The following is a 20,995-nucleotide window of genomic DNA, read 5'->3' as shown; positions in this document are numbered from 1 at the left end:
GCGGCCCGCATCTGCACCTGCTGCGCCGTTGGCGCCGCCACCGGTGCCAGCGACAGCATATCATACGGCGCAACTGCCAATATCACCGGCACCTCGATCAACGCATCGCCGCGGAAGAGGGTCAAGCGCACCGTATCACCGGGGCGTCGTTCGAGCAGGCGGTGGTTGAGACGTTCTTCATTGACCCGCCAACCATCAATCGCGATCAGCTCGTCATCGGCGTACACCCCCGCCACATACGCCGGGCCATCGCTCCGCACCGACGCCACGACTGTGCGTTCACCCTGCTTACGCCAATTGATGCCTAGCCACGCTGGCGGCTGACTGTCATGACGTGGACGGCGATACTGCCAATGCGGTTCAAGGCCGACCACTGCCAGTGCAGCGGCATAATCGAGTTCTTCGACCCCAACCACATACTGCTCATACAGCTCGCGCAACCCACCATCACTACCGCCGATCGCTTCGATTGCCGCCAAAACTGCCCCTTCTTCGGGAATGCCCGGCCCTTCAACCGGATAACGCTGATAGAGATAACGCATCACGTCATCGAAACTGCGCTCGCCATTGGTGCGCGCGCGGATCGCCATGTCAAAGATCCAGCAGACGAGAGAACCTTTCAGGTAGTAGGAGATGCTGGCATTGATGCTGTTCTCATCAGGACGGTAGAACTTGATCCACGCATCAAAACTACTCTGCTCGAGGCTTTGCAGACGGCGACCGGGTTGGCTCTGCAATTGAACAATCTCATCAGCTAATTTTTGTAGATACCGCTCCTCGCTCATCAGACCGGCGCGCACCAACAGGAGATCATCGTAATAGCTGGTTGCGCCTTCCACGAACCAGAGTAGACGGGTATAATTCTCGGCTTGGTAGTCAAACGGGCCAAGTGCCGCCGGACGGAGCCGCTTCACATTCCACGCATGGAACAACTCGTGTGACGTGAGGCTCAGGTAGCGTTCGTATTGGTCGGTAAATGTCCAACGATCAACCATATTGGTGGCACTATTGCGATGCTCAAGCCCACCACCGCGCCCATCGGTCAGATGGAGAATGAAGGTGTAATCGCGGTACGGCAACTCGCCAAACAGCCTGCGCTGCACTTCGACGATGCGCTGGGTATCGGCGAGCAGGCGTGCCTCATCTTCGTTACCATAGCCCCAGATTGCAATCCGGTGCAGTACGCCATCAACCGAAAAGGTTAGCACTCGATGGGTACCGCATTCAACCGGACAATCCACCAGTTCATCGTAATCGGCGGCCTGAAACGAAGCGCGGTGCGGGTATGCCGGATCAGCTGGCAGCGGCGCCAAGCCGGTCGTCACGCGCCAACCGGACGGCGGATCGACGTGCAACGTCAGCGATTCACGGGTATGGCCGTGAACGTACATAAAGACGTTCGCACCGTTGAAATAGCCATGTGTGCCATCAAGATGGCTGGTGCGCACCGTCAGATCGAACGCATACACCTTATACCACACCACCACGCACGTCGCCGTGCCTGCTGCCACTAGCCAACCATCTTTACGAACTTTACGCCACGGCAACGGTCGCCCCTCATTGTCGGCGGCTTGAAATTCTTGCACGTGACGAGCAAATTCACGAATCATATACGAACCGGGCGTCCACGCCGGCAAGGACAACAGCACATCGCCGGTTTCATTACGCATAATCTCGATACGTACATGAAAGAGATGGGAATGAGGAGCCGGCATAGAGATGGTGTAAATAATCATGGTCATTCCTCAAAAACAGAACCATTCCTGCGTCGTTATCGATGGCGATCGCATGGCCAAGAGCGCGGATTTGCCACAATGGAGTTCGTTACGGATGCTGGGGAGCAACTGTTCCGAGCGGATCATACGCCTGTCATCATTCTGTTACCAAACCGTGATGCCGGGGGTAGGGTTCAACGCATTGATCCGGCGGGTAACGGCCAATTTGAACGAACCAACAATGGCTCCGATGTCATGGAGTTGGGGGCCACGTAGCGCCGACTGCGGCAGGGACGCCAACCGTTCGCCCGCATTCGCCGGCCTTGTTACAGATGGATCAATGGTCAGAAAAAGAATACCGAGGACATGATCGGGCATCATCACCCATGCGCACACAGCACGGGAGAAATGCTTTGGAATATCTAGCCAATCCCGATGAGCAATGGCTCTTATTTCACTTACCTGAACCACGCCATTGACGACCGTTCCAAACAAATGTTCGCCATGGAGAGGTATGATCGTTACCAAATGCGCACCCTCCGGCGTGTTACCAAATCCGCGCAAACCAATACTCCGGCGATAATGTTGGTGAGGATGAGAGTGATGCATGCACCGTAAAGAAAAATGCGCCCAGAGAGGCGCATTTAGCGGCTAGCAACATCATTGGCGCTACGACATGTATGGCTTAAACAGCATTGCGAGCAAATCCGGCTGATCGGGATAATCGCGCTCTATCTTCTGGCACAGCGTCATCAAACGTGCTGCCTGATCGCGCCGTTTCCAGATCGCCTGTGCAAATCGATCGTCTTCGATCACGCCTCGCTCGCGCAAGAAGGCGTAAAACTGCTTGAGCGCACTGCACATATCACGGATATATCTTTCTGAGACATCGTTGTGATTGGGGTAATAATAAAACAGAAACTCGTCAAGCGTCGCATAGTCACCGTTATGAAGCGATCGTTGATAAAACGAAGCCAAAAACTGAGCGTATGGCTTCAAAAGGCGGGTCTGCACGAGCGCAGTCGAACGCTTCTTCCCCATCTCAGATAAATAATCACTATACTGATTAATCAGATTGATACTCTGGGCAAGTGCGGCGGATTCCTCATCATCATCCCAGTCTCCATCACCAAATTCATCATCATCATCCCAGTCGTCGTCATTGTTCCATCCGCTCGCATCAAGCTCATCAAGCGGCTCAATATCGCTATCAACGCTGCGTTTAACGATCCACGAATCGTTCGACGATGACGTAGGCGGCACATCAATCCGCGGGAACAAGTCGGGCGCTTTGACTAACAGATAGTTCAGATAGCGGCTAAGAATAACCTCAGCTTCTTCCGGGGTTGCCTCAGACAATTGCTGCTGAACTTCCGGCGGCAAAACTTCTTGCATTCGCAACACAGCCCGCGTCATCTGATCAGACACATCGATGGCCACACCCACAATTTCATCCATCGTCTCCCAGAAATGATCCACTTCTTCATCAGCGACTCGCGATTCACGCGACAGATCGCCGTTCCAGAGACCGGCCTGTCGATCTTGGGTACGCGAACGTTGCATCTCTTGCTGCAATGCCGTAATCTCATCAATAACCGACTGCTTGACCGGAAGCCGCGCCCTTTGCGCTTGCTCTACCAATGACGGATGGAACACTACATCATCGCGCGGTGTTCTCTGCAACAACAATCGTTCTAAATCAAAATACGGATCGGATGCCTGTATCAACGAATCTTCAATCAGATGCAAGCGCGGATCACTCAAAACGAGATATTGCCATGGCCGTCCGGGGTATGCAGTCCGCCACGGCGCACTGGCAAAAATCGGCAGGATCACCTCTTCACACGGCTTTGAACCCACATCTACCTGCTTAACAATCGCCTGCAACAGAGCGCGATCTTGTTCATCGACCCAGCTCGCCTGAAATGCGGTTGCCGGCTCATAGGTGAAATACAACTCTGGCCTCGTCCGATAGCGCATTTCGACCAGAATGCTGTCACCAGCGGCGAAGTGATGGCGTTGAAACCACTTTCGCATGTCAACCGCAGTATGAGAAGCAAAGCCGATTTCTTTTCCCCTCGGTTCTTTCACGGCCAATATCGCACCCTGTTCGTCATAGATGACTGGCAAGGGCTGCCGGCGCAGGCCAGCAAAGGGACGCAGATGAGCAATCGGCAACCGACCCTCAGCAATGTCTTGCGGGCGGGGCCAGCACCGAAACCGCAACCCATCAAGCACTAACCGCAGAGGGAGATATTGCGAGCGATTAATTTTCACCCAACCGAGCGTGATACTTTCCCAGCGCAGGCTGCTACGTACTGAAGACGCCGCGTAGTGTACCGACCAGCGCGCTTTCATCAGATCGCAAAGTTGAGCAATGCTTACCGGCTGATCAAGCTCGGCAGCTAGCGCCTGCAATACTTTGGGGATCGTCAGCTCTGGCTTTGACATCTGCACATTCTCCCTCGAATTGGAGCTGAACAACAAAAGCGTCCGCGATCAACGCAGCACAATAGCTGCCTGCTGTGGTCCCCATCCGGCAAACAGATCGGGATGGATCAGTTCGGCTAATAACTCTAGGCTATCAACCACGCGCGGGCCGGGACGGCTGAAATAGGCATTGCCATCAACCGCAAAGACATTACCCGCCCGTACCGCCGGCAAGGCATACCAACCGGCCCGCTGCGGCAAAAGAGCAGTTGCTTCAGCCACGGCCCGTTCGAGCGTAAACCCGCAAGGCATCGCAATGATCACCTCTGGCGCACAGGCGATCACATCCGTCCACGATACGCGTTGCGATCGCTCACCTGCCACACCTAATACTGGCTGGCCACCGGCAATTGATACAAGTTCCGGCGTCCAGTGGCCCGGCCCAAACACCGGATCGAGCCATTCGAGGCAGGCAACGCGGGGCCGATAGGTCGCTTGCGCAGCCCGCGCGCGCACCCGCTCGACCCGCGCTGCTAACTCGTCAACTAACGCATCAGCCCGTTCCGGAACCCCTAGCGCTCGCCCAATCGCCTTGATCGAGCCAAAGATGCCGGCCAAGCTCGTCGGTTCAAACGACAACACCTGAGCCGGCCCATTAGCGACTGCCGCTTCCACCTGCCGTAACGGCACGGCGCACACATCGCACAGCGCCTGCGTCAAGATCACATCGGGCTGGAGCGCCTCGATCAATGCCATATCAAGCTGGTAGATCGAGAGATCGTTGCGCGCGCGCGCGCGAATCACCGCATCGATCTCAGCCGACGAGCTTTCTTCCTGCTCCAGCATACTGCGCGTCACTACCGGCAACCCGCGCACTTCCGGCGGATAGTCGCACTCGTGGGTCACTGCCACCAAATGGTCGCCAAGCCCAAGCGCACAGACGATTTCGGTTGTTCCCGGCAGCAGCGAGACAATACGCATGGTCATCCTGCTCTCCACGGCCTACCCTTAACTACAGCGTAGCATCCGATGGGGCTAGTGTCAAGAATCCTATTCGATTGTGATAACTTTCAAGAAGTTCGTCGGCCCATAGCGGTAGACCGGATGGCCGCCGCTTAACACGATCAGATCACCACGCCGGACATAGCCCACATCGCGCATCAGACGAACGATCTGCTCTTCAAGTTCATCAAGCCGGTCGCGAGCTTCGATCACGATCGGCGTCACTCCCCAATACAGGCTCGTGCGACGGGCGGTCTCGTCGCTTGGGCAGAAGGCAATCACCGGGATTTCTGGCCGATAATGTGAGACAAGCCGTGCGCTTGACCCGCTCTGGGTCAAGACGGCAATAAAGCGCACCGGCAAGGTATTCGCAATCGTGCAAGCCGCTGCCGCAATCGCACGCGGCGTCGATTGCGCCGGCGAAATCGTCCACCGCGGCGTAGCTAGGTGCTGGCTGCTGCTCAACGATGTCTCAACCGCATCGGCAATCAGCGCCATCATCTGCACAGCCTCAATGGGGTAAGCGCCGGCGGCTGTCTCGCCACTGAGCATCACGGCATCGGTGCCGTCAATGATGGCGTTTGCGACATCGCTCGCTTCGGCGCGGGTTGGTCGAGGGTTATGGATCATCGACTCAAGCATCTGCGTGGCTGTAATCACCGGCAACAATGCCTGATTGGCCGCCGCAATAATCTGCTTCTGTACGATCGGCACCCGCTCTGGCGGCATCTCGACCCCTAGATCGCCGCGCGCAACCATGATCCCGTCCGCCTCAGCCAGAATTTCCGGCAATACATCGAGCGCTTCAGGCCGTTCGATTTTGGCGATCACCGGCGTCTGTTTACCTGCCCGCCGAATAAACTCCTTCACTTCGCGCACATCGCTTGCCCGGCGCACAAACGAGAGCGCAACGTAATCGACGCCTTGTTCAAGCCCAAAGGCAAGATCAACGAGGTCTTTCTCAGTCGCCGCCGGCGCACTCACCCGCACTCCCGGCAGGTTGATGCCTTGGTGTTCGCGCAAACGACCGCCATGCACGACTTCGGTTTCAACTTCGGTGTCAGTATGGCTGGTGACCACCAGCTCGATAAGCCCATCTGACAACAAGATGCGATCACGTGGCCGCACATCGAGTGGCAAGGCGCGATAGGTTGTGCTCACCCGATGAGCATCACCGATTATTGGCTCGGTGGTGATAATAAACCGCTGCCCCGCCACCAACTCAACCGGCTGACCGTTGGCCAGCGGCCCGGTGCGAATCTTCGGCCCCTGTAAATCTTGCAAGATGGCGACGTGCCGGCCTGCTTCTGCCGCTGCCCGTCGTACCATCGCAATCCGCGCCGCATGATCGGCATGGGTCCCATGCGAGAAGTTGAGCCGAGCTACGTTCATACCGGCCCGGATCAATCCGGCGATCCGTTCAGGTGTACTCGTCGCCGGCCCAAGGGTTGCAACAATTTTTGTGCGTCGCATAAACTCCACTCTGGCGCTACATCGAGATCCTCCATTGCGAGGAGGGACAAAGCGGCACTCTGTCCCCGCGCAGCAGAGCAATCCCCGCTCCCCCTATTGTCATTGCGAGCCGCCGCAAGCGGCGAAGCAATCTCCCGCGAACACGGGAGCAACCCGCTCCATGATCGCATTCGCTGCAGTAGGAGATTGCTTCAGGCACGCCGCACCCTCGCTATGACAGTGGCGCTCGCCACTTATCACTGGAGTGCTACCGCGAGTATATGCGAGAGCAACGATTCGTGCAAGGTTGTTGACGCAATGGTTGCTTATGGGCCAATCGTGACAAGCGGCGCAATCTGGTTAAACAATTTCTCGCCGATCCCTGTCACTTCACGCAGCTCTTCGACCCTTTGGTACGGCCCCTTTGTTTCACGCCGCTCGACAATCCGCGCTGCCAGCGCTACTCCAATCCCCGGCAACTCTTCCAGTTCAGCCGCGCTAGCGCGGTTGAGGTTGATTAACCTAGCTTGATCGCTCGTTGCCGCCTGCGCCATTGCTTCCCCTGCGTATGGCACACGAATGTGCTCGCCATCTCGCACCTGCGCCGCCAGATTGATCCCACTCACATCAGCCAGTTCGGCCAAGCCGCCAGCCGCTTGCAATGCGTCAACCACCCGCGCCCCCGGCGTTAACCGGTAGACATCCGGCGCAACCACCGCACCCGATACATACACCACCAGCGGCGCAACCGTAGGTGTTGGCAATGCCTCAACCTCAAACCCTTCCGTCGCCTTCACTGCCTCTTCCGGCCACCACATTGCCCGTGCCTCCGGCCCAAACGCGATCAGCAATCCACCAATCAGCGCACAGATCACCGCCGCTACTCGCTGTGGTCGCCGATACCACGGCTGTCCTTCCATATCCATCGCTTGCCTCCGTGCTGCTGCGCCTCATTTCCGCTCTCTATATAAGAAACCGCAGCAACCGGCCAAAAGTAACGCGCAATTTTCCAACGCAACGTTAATACTGCGCTATCGCGTCACAGATACCGCTCTGCTACAGTAAAAGCAGCATCAGATACAAGGAGGTGGACGTATGTCCTTCAACACCAATCGGTTTACGCAGAAATCATACGAAGCGATCGCGGCGGCGCAGGCAGCGGCTGAACGGCTAGGCAACGCTGAGGTGCAGCCGGAGCACCTGCTTTACGCTTTGCTCGATCAGAGCGACGGCGTGGTGCCACAGGTGCTGGCCAAGCTGAATCTACCGGTCGGCGCGATTAAGCAACAGATCAATAACGAAATAGCCCGCTTCCCGCGTATGAGCGGCGGCGGCGCGCAGGTGCAGCTCGGTGCGCGCTTGCGCACGGTGCTGGTCAAGGCCCACGATGAATTGGCCCAGTTTGGCGACGAGTACGTCAGCACCGAACACCTGCTGCTGGCGATCCTTGACCATGCCGGCGGTGGGGCCGAGCGCGTGCTCAAGCAAGCCGGCTTGACCCGTGATAAGCTGCTGATGGCGTTGCGCGAAGTGCGCGGCGCGCAGCGGGTGACGAGCCCCAATCCCGAAGGCACCTATGCCGCGCTTGAGCAGTATGGCCGTGATTTGACCGAGCTAGCCGCGCGTAATAAGCTCGACCCGGTGATCGGGCGTGATGAAGAGATCCGGCGCGTGATCCAGATTTTGTCGCGCCGCACCAAGAATAACCCGGTGCTGATCGGTGAGCCGGGTGTCGGTAAGACGGCGATTGTCGAAGGCTTGGCCCAGCGCATTGTGCGCGGCGATGTGCCCGAAGCGCTAAAGAACAAGCGGGTGATTGCGCTTGACCTTGGCGCGCTGATTGCCGGCGCCAAGTATCGCGGCGAGTTTGAAGAGCGGCTGAAAGCGGTGCTGAAAGAGATCCAAGAGCGCGACGACGTGATCTTGTTCGTTGACGAGCTGCACACCGTCGTCGGCGCTGGCGCGGCTGAAGGTGCGATGGATGCCGGCAATATGCTCAAGCCGATGCTAGCTCGCGGCGAATTGCACATGGTCGGCGCGACTACGCTCGATGAATACCGCAAGCATATCGAGAAGGACGCCGCGCTTGAGCGGCGCTTCCAACCGGTGATGGTTGATCCGCCGTCGGTTGAAGATACGATCTCGATCTTGCGCGGTCTCAAAGAGCGCTACGAGACTCACCACGGTGTGCGCATCACTGACGGCGCGATTATCGCGGCGGCAATGCTCTCGGATCGCTACATCTCTGACCGCTTCCTGCCCGACAAGGCGATCGACCTGATCGACGAGGCGGCGGCGCGCTTGCGCATGGAGATTACCTCCGACCCGCAAGAGCTTGACGATCTGAAGCGGCGGATGATGCAGTTGGAGATCGAGCGCGAGGCGTTGCGCAAAGAGAAGGATCAAGCCAGCAAAGAGCGGCTTGAGAAGCTCGAGCAAGAGTTGGCCAACCTGCGCGAGCAGCGGGCAGCGCTGGAAGCGCAAATCCAACGCGAACGGCAAGAGCTGGAGCGCATCCAGCAACTGAAAGAGAAGATCGAGCAGACCCGGGCCGCGATCGAGCAGGCCCAACGCCAATACGACTATAACAAGGCGGCGGAGTTGCAGTACGGTACACTGGTTAGTCTCGAGCGCGAGCTGCAAGAGGCAGAAGCGAAACTGAGCAACCAGAGCCGCCTGTTGCGCCAAGAAGTCACCGAGACCGACATTGCCGAGATTATCTCGAAGTGGACGGGCATCCCGGTGACGAAGCTGCTCGAAGGTGAACTTGAGAAGCTTGTCCATATGGAAGAGCGCCTGCACCAGCGCGTCGTCGGCCAAGACGAGGCGGTCACGGCGGTATCGAACGCGGTGCGCCGCGCTCGCGCCGGCTTGCAAGACCCCAACCGGCCTTTGGGCAGCTTCCTGTTCCTTGGCCCGACCGGCGTCGGTAAGACCGAGCTGGCTCGCGCACTGGCCGAGTTTCTCTTCGACGACGAGCAGGCTATGGTGCGGATCGACATGTCGGAGTACATGGAGAAGCACTCGGTAGCTCGCCTAATCGGTGCTCCTCCCGGTTACGTCGGCTACGATGAGGGCGGCCAGTTGACCGAAGCGGTGCGGCGCAAGCCCTACAGCGTCGTCCTGTTCGACGAGATCGAGAAGGCGCATCCCGACGTCTTCAACGTCTTACTGCAAGTGCTTGACGACGGGCGGTTGACCGACGGTCAAGGCCGGGTGGTCAACTTCAAGAACACGGTCATCATCATGACCAGCAACATCGCTAGCGCGACGATTCAGGAGCTGGCCCGTGAAGGTGCGCCGCAAGGCGAGATCCGGGCCGCGGTGATGGAAGAGCTGCGCAGCGCGTTGCGGCCAGAGTTCTTGAACCGGATCGATGAAGTGATCGTCTTCGCACCGCTCACCCGCGAGCACATTGACCGGATCGTCGAGATTCAACTCAACCGGTTGCGCAAGCTGCTCGCCGACCGCAAGCTCAACCTCGAACTGACCGCTGCCGCGCGAGCGCAGTTGGCTGCCGAGGGTTACGACCCGGTCTACGGTGCGCGCCCGCTCAAGCGGGTGATCCAACAACGGATCCAAAACCCGCTCGCGCTGCAACTACTGCAAGGTGCCTTCCCAGAGGGAAGCACGATCGTTGTCGATGTCGAAAACGGCAACTTCGTCTTCCGGCGCAGCTAAGCTTCACGCCGCCTGCCACCGGCGCGGCAGGGATCACATCCCTGTCGTGCCGGTTTTTCTGTTTGCGGTAGGGTATCATACGCGAGAAACAACGTTTGTAGGCGATGTGGAAACTACCCTCGCCAGTCACGAAACCCGCGAGCGGATTATCGCGCTCATGCAGACCTTGTCCGCCGAGAGCCTGCCAATCGTTGAGGCGTTCGTCCGTTTTGTCCAAGCGCAACAGGCAGCAGCACTCGCCCAACCCACGCTGTGGCGGTATCTGACGGTTGCAGCGCTAGCCATAAGCCTTGGACGAAGGGTATGAAGGGGATGCACTCGCCGATACGGAAGCAGTATTTGATGAGAATTATGAACAATGAGCGCAGCCGTTGACGTCGCGGTGCTCGTTGGGTTGATTAATCCAACTGATGCCTAGCACTAGCAAGCCGAGCAACTCTAGCGCGCCTTGAATCGACAACAGCGTGGAATGAATTGACTAGATGATAGGCGAGGCGCTCAGCACGGCCACCCGACGCTTGCACGAGAAGGATCGCGTAGACGGCATTATCTCATTGTTTGACCGCTTGGAACAACGGATTGGGGTACATACCATCACATGGATCTTCCCGACATACCGCGCCTCTACCCGGAAAGTATTGACCTTATGCGCCATTCTGGCGGCGAATTCTGATCGCGCTAGCATGCCGCGAACGAAACATCACGGCGCTTGCCAGTTTCGACACCGATTTCGATCGTCTGTGGTGGTTTCGCCGGCTTGCCCAACCGAGCGACATACAGTACAGCTACCCTGCTCGTTCCTTTTTTCCTTTTCGCAACGCTGTGATGATCTGCTGCACCAGATCGATCGGCATCAACCCATCCGTCTGCACGGTCAGATCGGCTAACTCGGCATAGAGCGGCGCGCGAGCCGCGCGCAATGCGGCTAAACGCGAGGCAGCATCACCGCGCAACAACGGACGTTCTTCGGCATCGGCGGCCAGACGGGCCAGAATCGTAGCATCGCTCGCATCGAGCCAGATCACGGTCGCCAGATCGTGCAGCATCTGCCGGTTTTCCGGCTGCAACACAATCCCACCGCCGGTTGCGATTACCTGCGCCTCGCGCAGCGCCTCGGTCAGCGCCGCCGACTCACGAAGGCGGAACTCCTCCTCACCGTAGGTCTGAAACAGATCGGCCACACTCATCCCAGCCGCTGCTGCTACTGCGGCATCAGTGTCGTACCACGGCCAACACAACGCGCGTGCCAAGAGGCGCGCTACCGTCGATTTCCCGCACCCGCTGAGACCAATCAATGCAATTGGCCGTTCGAGCCAGTTCGGATCCCAGACCATACCCTGCTCCTATGCAGTCGGTTGTCCTACATGTCGTTGTAGGCGCAAACTCCAAATCACCAGCGCCGAGAGGGCATACGCAACCGCAGCCGCTACAATCTGCGGCCCATAGCCAAACACCGGCGTCACCCACCCCCAAATCACCGCCGACACCGCCCAACCACCAGCCCACAGCAGACTCATCAGGCTCATCGCCAAGCCGCGTTGCACCGGCGGCGTGGCTCCCATCACCAGCGCATCGTTCATCGGATAACTGGCGGCGATAAAGAAACCGCGGGCAAAGAAGCCAACGATGGCCAACGGCAACCACGGCGATAGCATCAACAGCATCGCCGGCGTAGCACCAAGCCGCAGCAAAGCTGCGCCGCGTTGCAAACCGATCCGGCGCACCACCGGCGCGCCAACCAGCGCGCCGATGCCGGCTCCTAGTGAAGCTAGCGCCAACGCCAAACCGACGCTCGCATCACTGAGGCCAAATTGATCACGGAAGAATAGGTTTTGGAACGGAAGAATGGCGCCGCCGCCGACGCCAAGCAAAAACGACGGCGTCGCAAACCAGATCAGCATCAGCCACGAGCACCGGGCCGGCGCCTCAGCACTACTCCCACTGCTATCGCTCGCCTCAACAACTGCCGGCAACCGCACCAACACCGGCAAAAGAGCGATGATGCTCAGCCCGATCACAGTGGTTAACGCCAATCGGTACGCTGCGGTTGATTGTGGATCGCTTGCAATCACACTGGCGGCCACCGTCGGCAAAACACCGCCAACGGCACTGCCGAGCAACCCAACCACCAGCGTGGCTGAGGCATTCATGCCAAACACCAACGGGCGCTGCTCCTCCTTTGTCACCAGCGCCAGCAAAGGCGTCACCGCAGTTGATGCTAACAGATAGCAAGCCCCAACCACGAACTGAGCTGCGATCAGCCATGGCAGCGCCGGCGCCTGCAACAACGCCATCCAACCCAACGCATAACCAATGACGCCGGCGATCATTGCCCGCTGCGGCCCTTGCCGGTCAATCAGCCAACCAATCGGCAGCCCCATCAGCATCCCGGCTGCCCGGCTCACCATCGACAGCAAACCGACATCGTTGACGGTATACCCTTGGCTAACCAGATAGAAATTGAAGAGAATATCGGCAATACTCAGTGCAAAGCCATAGACAAAGCTATGAGCCAGAATACGCCAGACTGCCGCCGGGATCCGGGCCAGAGAAAGACGGAGATTCGATGCCACGGAAATCATACCCGCTCCGCGCTAAGTCGGCGTGCGCCGCCAAGGGTGTAGCATACCACAACTTACCCGCTATGAGAAACAGATACGCCAGATACCCCACTCTCGCTTGGCGAAAAACACCGCCCTATACTCTATTGCATGCCTATGTAGCCCTCATGGTTTTCTGACAAACCTTTTATGTTCTGCGGTTGCAGAGCCAGCATCCGTGCGCTATACTCAAAGAGTAGCTTCAGGACAATGCTATAATAAGAGATAATGCTAAAGACAGGTGGCGTGTGGATCTTGTTCGTGCTCATGTCTTTATTTCGGGTCGCGTACAGGGGGTAAGCTTCCGCGCCTACACCCGTGATCGAGCTCGTGAAGCACAAGTTAAAGGGTGGGTACGCAATCTGAACGACGGTCGCGTGGAGGCAGTCTTTGAAGGGAGTCGGCCAGCCGTTCAAAAACTTATCAGTTGGTGCTACAGCGGCCCTAGCCAAGCGCAGGTCGAACGGGTCGAGGTTCACTGGGAAGAACCAACCGGCAAAGAAGGGATCTTCTCTATTGTCTGGTAAAGAGCGCCACCACGCAAGTAAGCGAGGATCTGCGACGAAAAAATCGCACCATCCCGCTTACTTGCCACCGCCCCCTTCACCTTCTGTTGGCCAGCCAACCGATTCGCCTCGTCGCGAGAGGACGTTTATGGGCGTCAAACGCTGGAAACTGATCACCAGTGCTGTCATCAGTATCGGTATTATCATATTGGCAATTCTCAACCGACATTGGATCGCTGAGGCATTCAGCCTACTGAATGATGCCAAGCCGGGCTGGTTATTGGCTGCGTTGGCTCTGATTGCTCTCAGCTATCTGACGAGCGCGCAGGTCTTCAATGTTGTGCTCCATTCACTTGGCTACCGGATGAATCTTCTCCGTCTGTGGGCGACTGCGCTCACCGCGATTATTATTAGCCAATCGGTGCCAGCCGGCGGTGTTGGGAGCTATGCCTTTCTGATGAGCAATTTCAACCGCCGTGGCATTCGCGCCGGCGAGTCAGCGCTTCTCGCTTCACTCGAAACGCTGAGTTATGTTGTGGCAATGTTGCTCATATTCTCATTCAGCCTTGCCTACTTTGCTTGGCACGGGTTGAAAGCAACCGGCGCGAGCTATATTGCTGGATTGATTGGCCTTTCGGTGATCGGCATTGCCATCTTTGTACTGACCCGCCCCGAAGAGACGTTGCGTCGCTGGCTGGGAAAGATCCATCGCTTTACTAACCGTCTGTTCAAGCGACAATTAAGCAGTGCTTGGATTGATCGCATTGTTACCGATTTAGCGCGCGGTCGTAGCCTGTTAGTCCATCGCCGGCGCGATGTCATTTTGTTGGTGCTGATTCAGTTGGCAGCGCTGAGCGGCCATAGCTTGGCAATGTTGCTGGTGTTGCATGCGCTAGGAACCGATGTGAGCTTTGCGGTGGTGTTGGCGGCATTTGGCGTCGCGCTCGTAACATCAACCTTCAACGTCTTGCCCGGCGGCGGGGGAACCGTTGAAGCGGCGCTGGTGGCGGTCTTGAGCCAAATGGGGGTAGGGCCGGCAGCGGTACCGGCAGCTATTATCTTCCGGCTCTTCAATTACTGGTTGGCTGCACCAGTGGCGGCAGTATGCTACCATTGGTTGATGCACGAGCACGTTACCCCCCTCGTCAGTAGCAAGATTCGCACTGGGCCGATCGAAGCACCGTCGCATGATTAACGTGGTATCGCGACACAATCGGGGGGGCTTATGAACAAGAGTGTCGTCGAGAATTTGCGGCGAGTTGAGCTGCTTGGCGGTCTAAGTGACGAGGAACTATTACAGATCGCTACTATCTGTAAAGTGCGCCGGCTAGGAGCCGGCCAAATCGTCTTTAACGAAGGTGATGAAGGCGACGAGTTGTTTATTATCCACGAAGGATGCGTCCGGATTGCCATCAATACCCGCACTTCCGATGGCTCCTTCGCGCCATCGACCATTAATATGCTTTACAGTGGGCAGAGTTTTGGTGAGATGGTACTGCTCGGTGGCGCAACCCGTTCAGCGACAGTCAGTTGTGTTGATCCGTGCGTGCTCCTTGTGATCCGTGAGCGCGATTTTGCCGCTTTATGCGATCGCAATCCGCGCATCGGCTATTTGGTGATGCGGAATATGGCCGCTGATCTCGCCTATAAACTGCGGTCGTCAAATCTGCTCTTGCGCGGGAATATTCGCTGGCAACAGGGAGAGTTGGGGAAGCGGTGATCGAACTGTAGGGATGAAGGCTAAGCCGAGAGGGTAGCACCCGATATTATGGCAAAGGCAACACCTCACGCAATGGGCAAAAGGGGTGTTGCCTGTTTGTTATTACGAGAACGCAGACGACCACCACGTTTGGCAGTTTAACCGCCCGCAACAATTTCCTTACGCTCATGCGAGCTTACTTCACCGCTTCCGGCGACTCACAATGAACATCGGGAAGCAGGGGATTGCTTCGCTCAGCTCGGTATGAGACACGGATCGCGCGCAACTTCACCCACTCATACATCCCTACCTGCCAACCCTAGCGCACTCGCACTGGCGACCATACGCGCTGTACCGCTTGGCGCACCGCATAGCGCAGCAATGCTCGCCGCAACAATTGGCGCGCCGCTTCCGGCGGTACCCGCACGACTGCCCCACGCCGGTAGCGTTCACCAACATAGGCCGCAGTGATGCCGTGAATCGTTACGGCATGCTCCGGCAAAGCCGCCACCAAGCGATGGGCATATTCGAGCGGCGTTTCCCAACTCTGCTGGGCAAGACCGGCGAGCGCCGCCAGCCAGCTCATTTCGGCATACGCTGCCGCAGCCAATCGCAACCCCCGCAATTCACGCCCAAGCCACCAATAGCCACCGAGCAACGCTAGCCCGACACTAGCCGGAACGGCGAGCACTGCCAGCAACCAGCCGAACCATTCACCACTGCTCCCCCCCGGATTACGCACCGCTGCTGATGGCACGCTTGCCGCACCGCTGCTGACGCCACTTGCCGACAACTCATCTTCTAGCTCTTCAAACCGGCCGGGATTGAGACCCCCGCCGCTCGCACTACTGGCAGCATCCTCTAACTCTTCGCCGAAGACCGCTTGCAACGGCCGCTGCGGTGCCGACGTATAACTCGCCGCCGTCGGCTCGAACCGTTCCCAGCCGACGCCGGGAAAATAGACTTCCGGCCAGCTATGGGCTACATGTTCACGCACGACGTAGACACCCTCTTCGGGATCGAAATCGCCGCTAGCATAACCGCGCACCCACCGCGCCGGCACCCCTACCGAACGCAGCATCACAACCATCGCTGACGCGAAATAATCGCAATAACCAGCTTGTTGTTCAAACAAGAACCAATCAACTAGGTCGGCATTGCTCGGTGGTGGCGGAATATCTTCACTATAGGTCAGCCGGCGGAGATACTCTTGGATAGCAATCGCCTGATCGTACGGAGTTTCAGCATTCGCAGCCGCGATCACCCGCGCCGCTTCCGCCCGCACTCGCGCCGGTAGATTGGCCGGCAATTGCAGGTAACGTTCGCGCACCCACTGCGGATAATCGGTTCCGGCATTGCGCAATGTCTGCACATCAGCTAACGAGACTAATGCCGTTACTGTATAGGTCGTGCCGGCTAATAATGGGGTTGTGGCAGTGACCAACGCCAAATCATCGTAGATCGGCAAAATACCGCCAGTGTCAGCACGGATCATAACGTGTTCGAGATTAGCTGGGAGGCTAAACTGGATTGGCGCCCCCCCCACGATCAGCAGATTATCGTTCCGATCTTGGGCTAAGGTGATCGTCTGAGTCATCACCTGCCGCGCCCGCCGGTCGGTCAGCGGGATCGTTTCCCCGGCGGCCAGCGGAGTACGTGCCTGTTCGGCCACTGCTACCCCCAACGCCGCCCGTGCCAGTTCACCGGTTGTATTAAGCCAACCAGAACCATCATAGCGATCGAAAGCGACAGCGCGCCAATAATCAAGATGCGCCGAACGCACCCTCATCACCTCATCAAAACCGAGCGAACGCGAACCGCCTAGGGGTGCCACCCGTGCCGTAAACGAGATACTGCCGGCACCGGGAGGGGCATTAATCGTACTAAAGGCATCTTCCCACGCTGCCCGCGCCGCCCGAAACGGCGCCCGCAACGCTTCCCACGTCTGCAAGGCGCGTTCGGCGGTTATCTGTGCAGGTAAGAAGGCTGTAATCGCGATTAGCGCTACCCCTACCACAGTGGCGGCCCACATTGCGCGCAACGGTAAAAGATCAGGGTAACTGATTTGCTGCGTTTCCCACGCTGCCCGGCGTTGCATCACGTGATGATAGACTAACAACAGTAAGGCGCTGGCAATAAACACCATCGCTTCGAGATCAGGCTTGGGAAGGACGTAAGTGTAATTGACCAGCAAGACCGAGCCATTGGCAATCATCATCAGCCATGGCTGATGCTGGCGAACCACCGCCCATACCGTCGCATAAGCGAGCCACCAACACAGGGCTGCCAACGCCAACACAAACAACACAATATCTTCACCACGCCCGCCGCTCGCCAGCACCCGCACCCACGCGAGCGCGCGGATCGTCAACTCGACCGCCCAATCGCGCCAGCTCAGCAGCCGGTTGTCCAGCAATGGCCCAATCTGCTGCACGATCCATACCCACGCCAGCACTAGCGACAACCCATGGGCCGCCCAACGGTTCAAACGTGGCCAAATGGCCAGCGCCACGCCAACTACCATCGCCATACCAGACACTGCCGGCAAGATCGACAATCCGCTCGCCCAGCCCGACTCGGCCAAGCTGCGGACCACCGCGCCGGTCATCAGGAAGACCAGTATGACCCCCGGCGCTAACCACCAAAGATTCGGGAAACGAGACGACGACTCTGCAAATGAAGACTTGGCCATAAACAAGCCTTTACCCCATGTACGGGCAGAGCCTCGCGCTGCCCGGTCAGATACTTACCGCGTTAGAGCAGCGAGCCGAACCCGCCCCCGCGCCAGCCACAGAGCCTCGCGCTGCCCGATTAGACGCTTATTTCCCTTCTCCTAGCGCCGCGGCTAAACGAGGGAAGGCATTGAGCGCATTCTGCCAAAGCCGAGGGGCCAGCTCGGCCAATGACTGCGCGCGCAACTCGGCCAGCTTCTGCCCGATATAGATCAGACGGCTTGGTTCATTGCGTTGGCCACGGTGTGGATGCGGGCTGAGATATGGGCTGTCGGTCTCGATCAGGATGCGATCAGACGGCGCTTTGCGGGCGACCTCGTGTAAGGCAGTGGATTTTGGAAAGGTGAGCGGCCCTGAAAACGAGAGGTAAAATCCCAATTCAAGACATGCCTGCGCTGCCGCCCAATCGGCGGAAAACGAGTGCATCACTCCCGGCCTGCGCGCTGCATCACGGAGCACGGCAATCGTCTCGGCCATCGCATCGCGGGAATGGATGACTACCGGCAAGCCAAGCTCATCGGCCAACGCCAGTTGGGTGCGAAACGCCGCTTCTTGTTCGCTCGGCGGTGACTTCATCCAGTAGTAATCAAGCCCAATCTCGCCGATCGCCACCACCTTCGGATGGGAGGCTAAGGCGCGAACCTGTTCGATCCAATCGGCTGGTAAATCGTGCAAATGATTTGGCTGAATACCAACCACCGCAAAGATGGCCGGATGGGCATTCGCTAACGCGACCGCAGCGTGGCTGGAAGCCAAATCGTAGCCAATTTCAATCAGCGCTACAATTCCGGCATTAAACGCACGCGCAACAACTTCACTGCGATCGCCATCGAATTGCACCGAGGCGAGGTGGAGATGAGTATCAATTAGGCGAACAGGAGTATTCATAGGCATTCCACCCCATTGTAGCACAGATGCCCTCATCGAGTCAGGCGTATTATACCCACGTCAATCATAAGATGACAATCAACCAATCTAAACAAGAGCGCCATTTACATTCCCGCTCTGCGCAAGCATCACAATCCAGATCAGCCGCGCTGACAGAATAAACGCCGGCACATACGGCATGCCGGCGCAACGCATATCCTCGCCCGAACCGCAGAGCAGAGCACCGGCTTTGACTACCATGCATGACAGCGCAACAAATCGCGTGACACACCCCACAAATGATTGAGCCGTTGAAACCTTTTGCGATGATTTGTAACTTTTTTCACAAACATCCGTAAAAAACTGGAAGATTTAGCAGTTGACAAGAAAACGGGATCGGGCTATAACATTAGGGGTGATGTAAACGTGAGTTTTATCACAAAGGTAAGCGCTCACCGAACGCTGTGATGGCCCGGCAAGAACAAGCCCACAGAACAGGCCAATAAACACTGCTTAGAACAACGTATCACCTTGCCGCCGGCCATACCAGTATCTATCCTGACAAAGTCGTCACAGAGTTAACGAGGCCACGTTCGCTAGAAACGAGTGACACGATGTGTCACGTTGATGGCTGTTGTCGTCTTTACCGCAAACGAAAGAAGGTTTAGCGCCATGAACCTGCTCGGCTTACCCATCCTCTCACTGATGCTCTGGCTGCCAGCGCTCGGCTCGCTCATTATTCTGTTGCAGCCGCGTGGTCGCCCCGCGCTGTACCGCTGGACGGCGATGGGTGTGGCGATGGCGACATTAATCATTGCTGGAACAGTCATCGGTCTGTTCTACACAGGCCCCTACGGCCCTACTTCTGGACTAGTGATTGGCCCGCCGCTGCAATTTGTCGACTCAGGAGCGTGGTTGCCTGCTGTTGGCGCTAGCTACCTGATTGGCGTTGATGGCATCAATTTGTGGCTGGTGGGTTTGACGACATTTCTCGCTCCATTTGCCATTGCAGCGACATGGCAGCGGCAGACGCGCAATCCGCGTCTCTTGTTGGCGCTGTTGCTGCTAGCCGAGACAGCGTTCCTCGGCGTCTTTCTAGCCCAAGACATGCTGCTCTTCTACGTCTTCTACGAGTTGGCGTTGCTGCCGATGGTCTTCCTCGTCGGGATGTGGGGCAGCCATGGGCGTGCATCAGCAGCCTTGAAGCTCTTCCTCTACACTTTTGGCGGTTCGCTGTTAATGCTGTTCGCCATGATCGGGCTGCATATTCTGCACCGTAATGCTGTTGCCACCATCGAGCCGGGCTTTGTCGGGACCTTTGCGCTCAATCAAATTGTTGCCGATATGCGGTCCGGCATCTTTACGCTCGATCCGCTCGTGGCCCGTCTGCTGTTCGGCGCTTTCTTCGCCGCCTTCGCGATCAAATTGGCGCTCTGGCCGTTCCACACGTGGTTGCCTGATGCTTATAGCGTCGCCCCCACGCCGGTCGCGATTGTGCTAGCCGGGTTGATGGCCAAATTTGGCGTGTATGGCCTGATCCGCTTCAACCTGACGCTCTTCCCCGAAGTGGCCTCATGGGCTGCACCGGCCATCGCTGTGCTGGCCGTGATCGGCATCATCTACGGTGCGTTGATCGCCTTTACCCAACGAGATATGCAGCGCATGATCGCGTATGCTTCGATCAGCCACATGAACTTTATTGCGCTCGGGGTGATGACCCTCAATACGATGGGTATCAATGGCGCGTTGTTGCAGATGGTGGGTCACGGCGTGATTATGGCAGCGTTGCTGCTCATCGTGGCTGTCATCGAAGAGCGTCGCGAGAGTCGCGAGCTTGGCTCATTCGGCGGATTGTGGAGCGTGACGCCGGTGTACGCCGGACTGACGCTGCTGACCTTGCTGGCGCTGGCGGGTTTGCCCGGCCTGAGCGGTTTCGTCGGTGAGTTTACGATGTTACAAGGCATCTTCACCTCGCCGTTGCTGGGTTGGCCTTTCGCCTTGGGCGCGGTTATCGGGATCATTCTGGCTGCCGTGTATGCGTTGCGCCTGTTCCACTTGGGCTTTATGGGTGAAGTGCGGAATACGGCGAACCTCGATTTGCCCGATCTGAAGCGGCGTGAACTGTTGGCGCTTGGCACGCTGGCGGCGGTGATGATTGTGCTGGGTCTGTTCCCCAATCTGCTGCTGAGCGGCACCACTGGCTCGGTGCAAGGTTTGGTCGATGCGCTCACGCCGGCGGTACAGGCGGCGACACAGTTGAACGGATGGCGGTAAATGAGGTTTGCTTCTTAACCGAGATACCGCTGATCAT

At 57.6% G+C, this 20,995-nt stretch carries 17 protein-coding genes; 6 read left to right on the top strand and 11 right to left on the bottom strand.

The window, feature by feature from the left end; translation table 11 throughout:
- From Q1A59_RS08945 to Q1A59_RS08920, 6 genes are all read right to left on the bottom strand, one after another.
- Nucleotides 1-1,736, bottom strand: a 1,736-nt coding sequence (locus Q1A59_RS08945) for a M61 family metallopeptidase (protein ID WP_299644862.1), incomplete at its 3' end; no start/stop codon positions are given.
- Between the two features lie 144 nt (nucleotides 1,737-1,880).
- Nucleotides 1,881-2,279 carry a hypothetical protein gene (locus Q1A59_RS08940; protein WP_298403079.1) on the bottom strand — a complete coding sequence of 133 codons (399 nt, stop codon included), beginning with the start codon at nucleotides 2,277-2,279 and terminating at the stop codon, nucleotides 1,881-1,883.
- A 105-nt stretch (nucleotides 2,280-2,384) separates the two neighbouring features.
- Nucleotides 2,385-4,166, bottom strand: a complete 1,782-nt coding sequence (locus Q1A59_RS08935) for a hypothetical protein (RefSeq protein WP_299644859.1) — start codon at nucleotides 4,164-4,166, stop codon at nucleotides 2,385-2,387.
- A gap of 48 nt (nucleotides 4,167-4,214) precedes the next feature.
- Nucleotides 4,215-5,132 carry a cobalamin-binding protein gene (locus tag Q1A59_RS08930; protein ID WP_298482452.1) on the bottom strand — a complete coding sequence of 306 codons (918 nt, stop codon included), beginning with the start codon at nucleotides 5,130-5,132 and terminating at the stop codon, nucleotides 4,215-4,217.
- A gap of 63 nt (nucleotides 5,133-5,195) precedes the next feature.
- Nucleotides 5,196-6,620 (bottom strand): pyruvate kinase, encoded by a 1,425-nt coding sequence (gene pyk / locus Q1A59_RS08925; protein WP_298403073.1) that lies wholly within the window; start codon nucleotides 6,618-6,620, stop codon nucleotides 5,196-5,198.
- A gap of 305 nt (nucleotides 6,621-6,925) precedes the next feature.
- Nucleotides 6,926-7,525: a ComEA family DNA-binding protein gene (locus tag Q1A59_RS08920; RefSeq protein ID WP_298403072.1), complete on the bottom strand. Its 600-nt coding sequence runs from the start codon at nucleotides 7,523-7,525 to the stop codon at nucleotides 6,926-6,928.
- A gap of 169 nt (nucleotides 7,526-7,694) precedes the next feature.
- Here Q1A59_RS08920 and clpB point away from each other — a divergent pair, with 169 nt between their 5' ends.
- Nucleotides 7,695-10,280 (top strand): ATP-dependent chaperone ClpB, encoded by a 2,586-nt coding sequence (gene clpB, locus Q1A59_RS08915; protein ID WP_298403071.1) that lies wholly within the window; start codon nucleotides 7,695-7,697, stop codon nucleotides 10,278-10,280.
- A gap of 106 nt (nucleotides 10,281-10,386) precedes the next feature.
- A complete protein-coding gene (locus Q1A59_RS08910) occupies nucleotides 10,387-10,587 on the top strand; it encodes a hypothetical protein (protein WP_298403069.1) in 201 nt (66 codons plus the stop codon).
- A gap of 478 nt (nucleotides 10,588-11,065) precedes the next feature.
- Here the strand turns inward: Q1A59_RS08910 and Q1A59_RS08905 are convergent, their stop codons facing one another.
- Nucleotides 11,066-11,614, bottom strand: a complete 549-nt coding sequence (locus tag Q1A59_RS08905; RefSeq protein WP_298403067.1) for a shikimate kinase — start codon at nucleotides 11,612-11,614, stop codon at nucleotides 11,066-11,068.
- 9 nt (nucleotides 11,615-11,623) lie between these two features.
- On the bottom strand, nucleotides 11,624-12,862 hold the full coding sequence (locus Q1A59_RS08900) for a sugar MFS transporter (protein WP_299644855.1): 1,239 nt from the start codon (nucleotides 12,860-12,862) through the stop codon (nucleotides 11,624-11,626).
- A gap of 266 nt (nucleotides 12,863-13,128) precedes the next feature.
- On the opposite strand from Q1A59_RS08900, the gene Q1A59_RS08895 reads away from it, so the two are divergent.
- From Q1A59_RS08895 to Q1A59_RS08885, 3 genes are all read left to right on the top strand, one after another.
- Nucleotides 13,129-13,407 (top strand): acylphosphatase, encoded by a 279-nt coding sequence (locus Q1A59_RS08895; RefSeq protein ID WP_298403062.1) that lies wholly within the window; start codon nucleotides 13,129-13,131, stop codon nucleotides 13,405-13,407.
- Nucleotides 13,408-13,534: 127 nt separating this feature from the next.
- Nucleotides 13,535-14,581 carry a lysylphosphatidylglycerol synthase transmembrane domain-containing protein gene (locus Q1A59_RS08890; RefSeq protein WP_298403060.1) on the top strand — a complete coding sequence of 349 codons (1,047 nt, stop codon included), beginning with the start codon at nucleotides 13,535-13,537 and terminating at the stop codon, nucleotides 14,579-14,581.
- A 30-nt stretch (nucleotides 14,582-14,611) separates the two neighbouring features.
- Nucleotides 14,612-15,106 carry a Crp/Fnr family transcriptional regulator gene (locus Q1A59_RS08885; RefSeq protein WP_299644852.1) on the top strand — a complete coding sequence of 165 codons (495 nt, stop codon included), beginning with the start codon at nucleotides 14,612-14,614 and terminating at the stop codon, nucleotides 15,104-15,106.
- Between the two features lie 298 nt (nucleotides 15,107-15,404).
- Here the strand turns inward: Q1A59_RS08885 and Q1A59_RS08880 are convergent, their stop codons facing one another.
- The 3 genes from Q1A59_RS08880 to Q1A59_RS08870 all read right to left on the bottom strand — a co-directional run bounded on the left by Q1A59_RS08880 (nucleotide 15,405) and on the right by Q1A59_RS08870 (nucleotide 18,945).
- Nucleotides 15,405-17,777, bottom strand: a complete 2,373-nt coding sequence (locus Q1A59_RS08880) for a transglutaminase domain-containing protein (RefSeq protein WP_298403057.1) — start codon at nucleotides 17,775-17,777, stop codon at nucleotides 15,405-15,407.
- A gap of 127 nt (nucleotides 17,778-17,904) precedes the next feature.
- Nucleotides 17,905-18,705: a TatD family hydrolase gene (locus Q1A59_RS08875; RefSeq protein ID WP_298403055.1), complete on the bottom strand. Its 801-nt coding sequence runs from the start codon at nucleotides 18,703-18,705 to the stop codon at nucleotides 17,905-17,907.
- A gap of 87 nt (nucleotides 18,706-18,792) precedes the next feature.
- Nucleotides 18,793-18,945, bottom strand: a complete 153-nt coding sequence (locus tag Q1A59_RS08870; protein WP_298403053.1) for a hypothetical protein — start codon at nucleotides 18,943-18,945, stop codon at nucleotides 18,793-18,795.
- Between the two features lie 411 nt (nucleotides 18,946-19,356).
- Between Q1A59_RS08870 and Q1A59_RS08865 the strand changes: the two genes are divergently transcribed.
- A complete protein-coding gene (locus Q1A59_RS08865; protein ID WP_298403050.1) occupies nucleotides 19,357-20,958 on the top strand; it encodes a NuoM family protein in 1,602 nt (533 codons plus the stop codon).
- Nucleotides 20,959-20,995 lie beyond the last annotated feature (37 nt).

Origin of the sequence: uncultured Chloroflexus sp., from assembly GCF_937951745.1 — a bacterium.
In the GTDB taxonomy this organism is placed as follows: domain Bacteria; phylum Chloroflexota; class Chloroflexia; order Chloroflexales; family Chloroflexaceae; genus Chloroflexus.
This window is presented reverse-complemented; position numbering and strand designations above follow the sequence as displayed.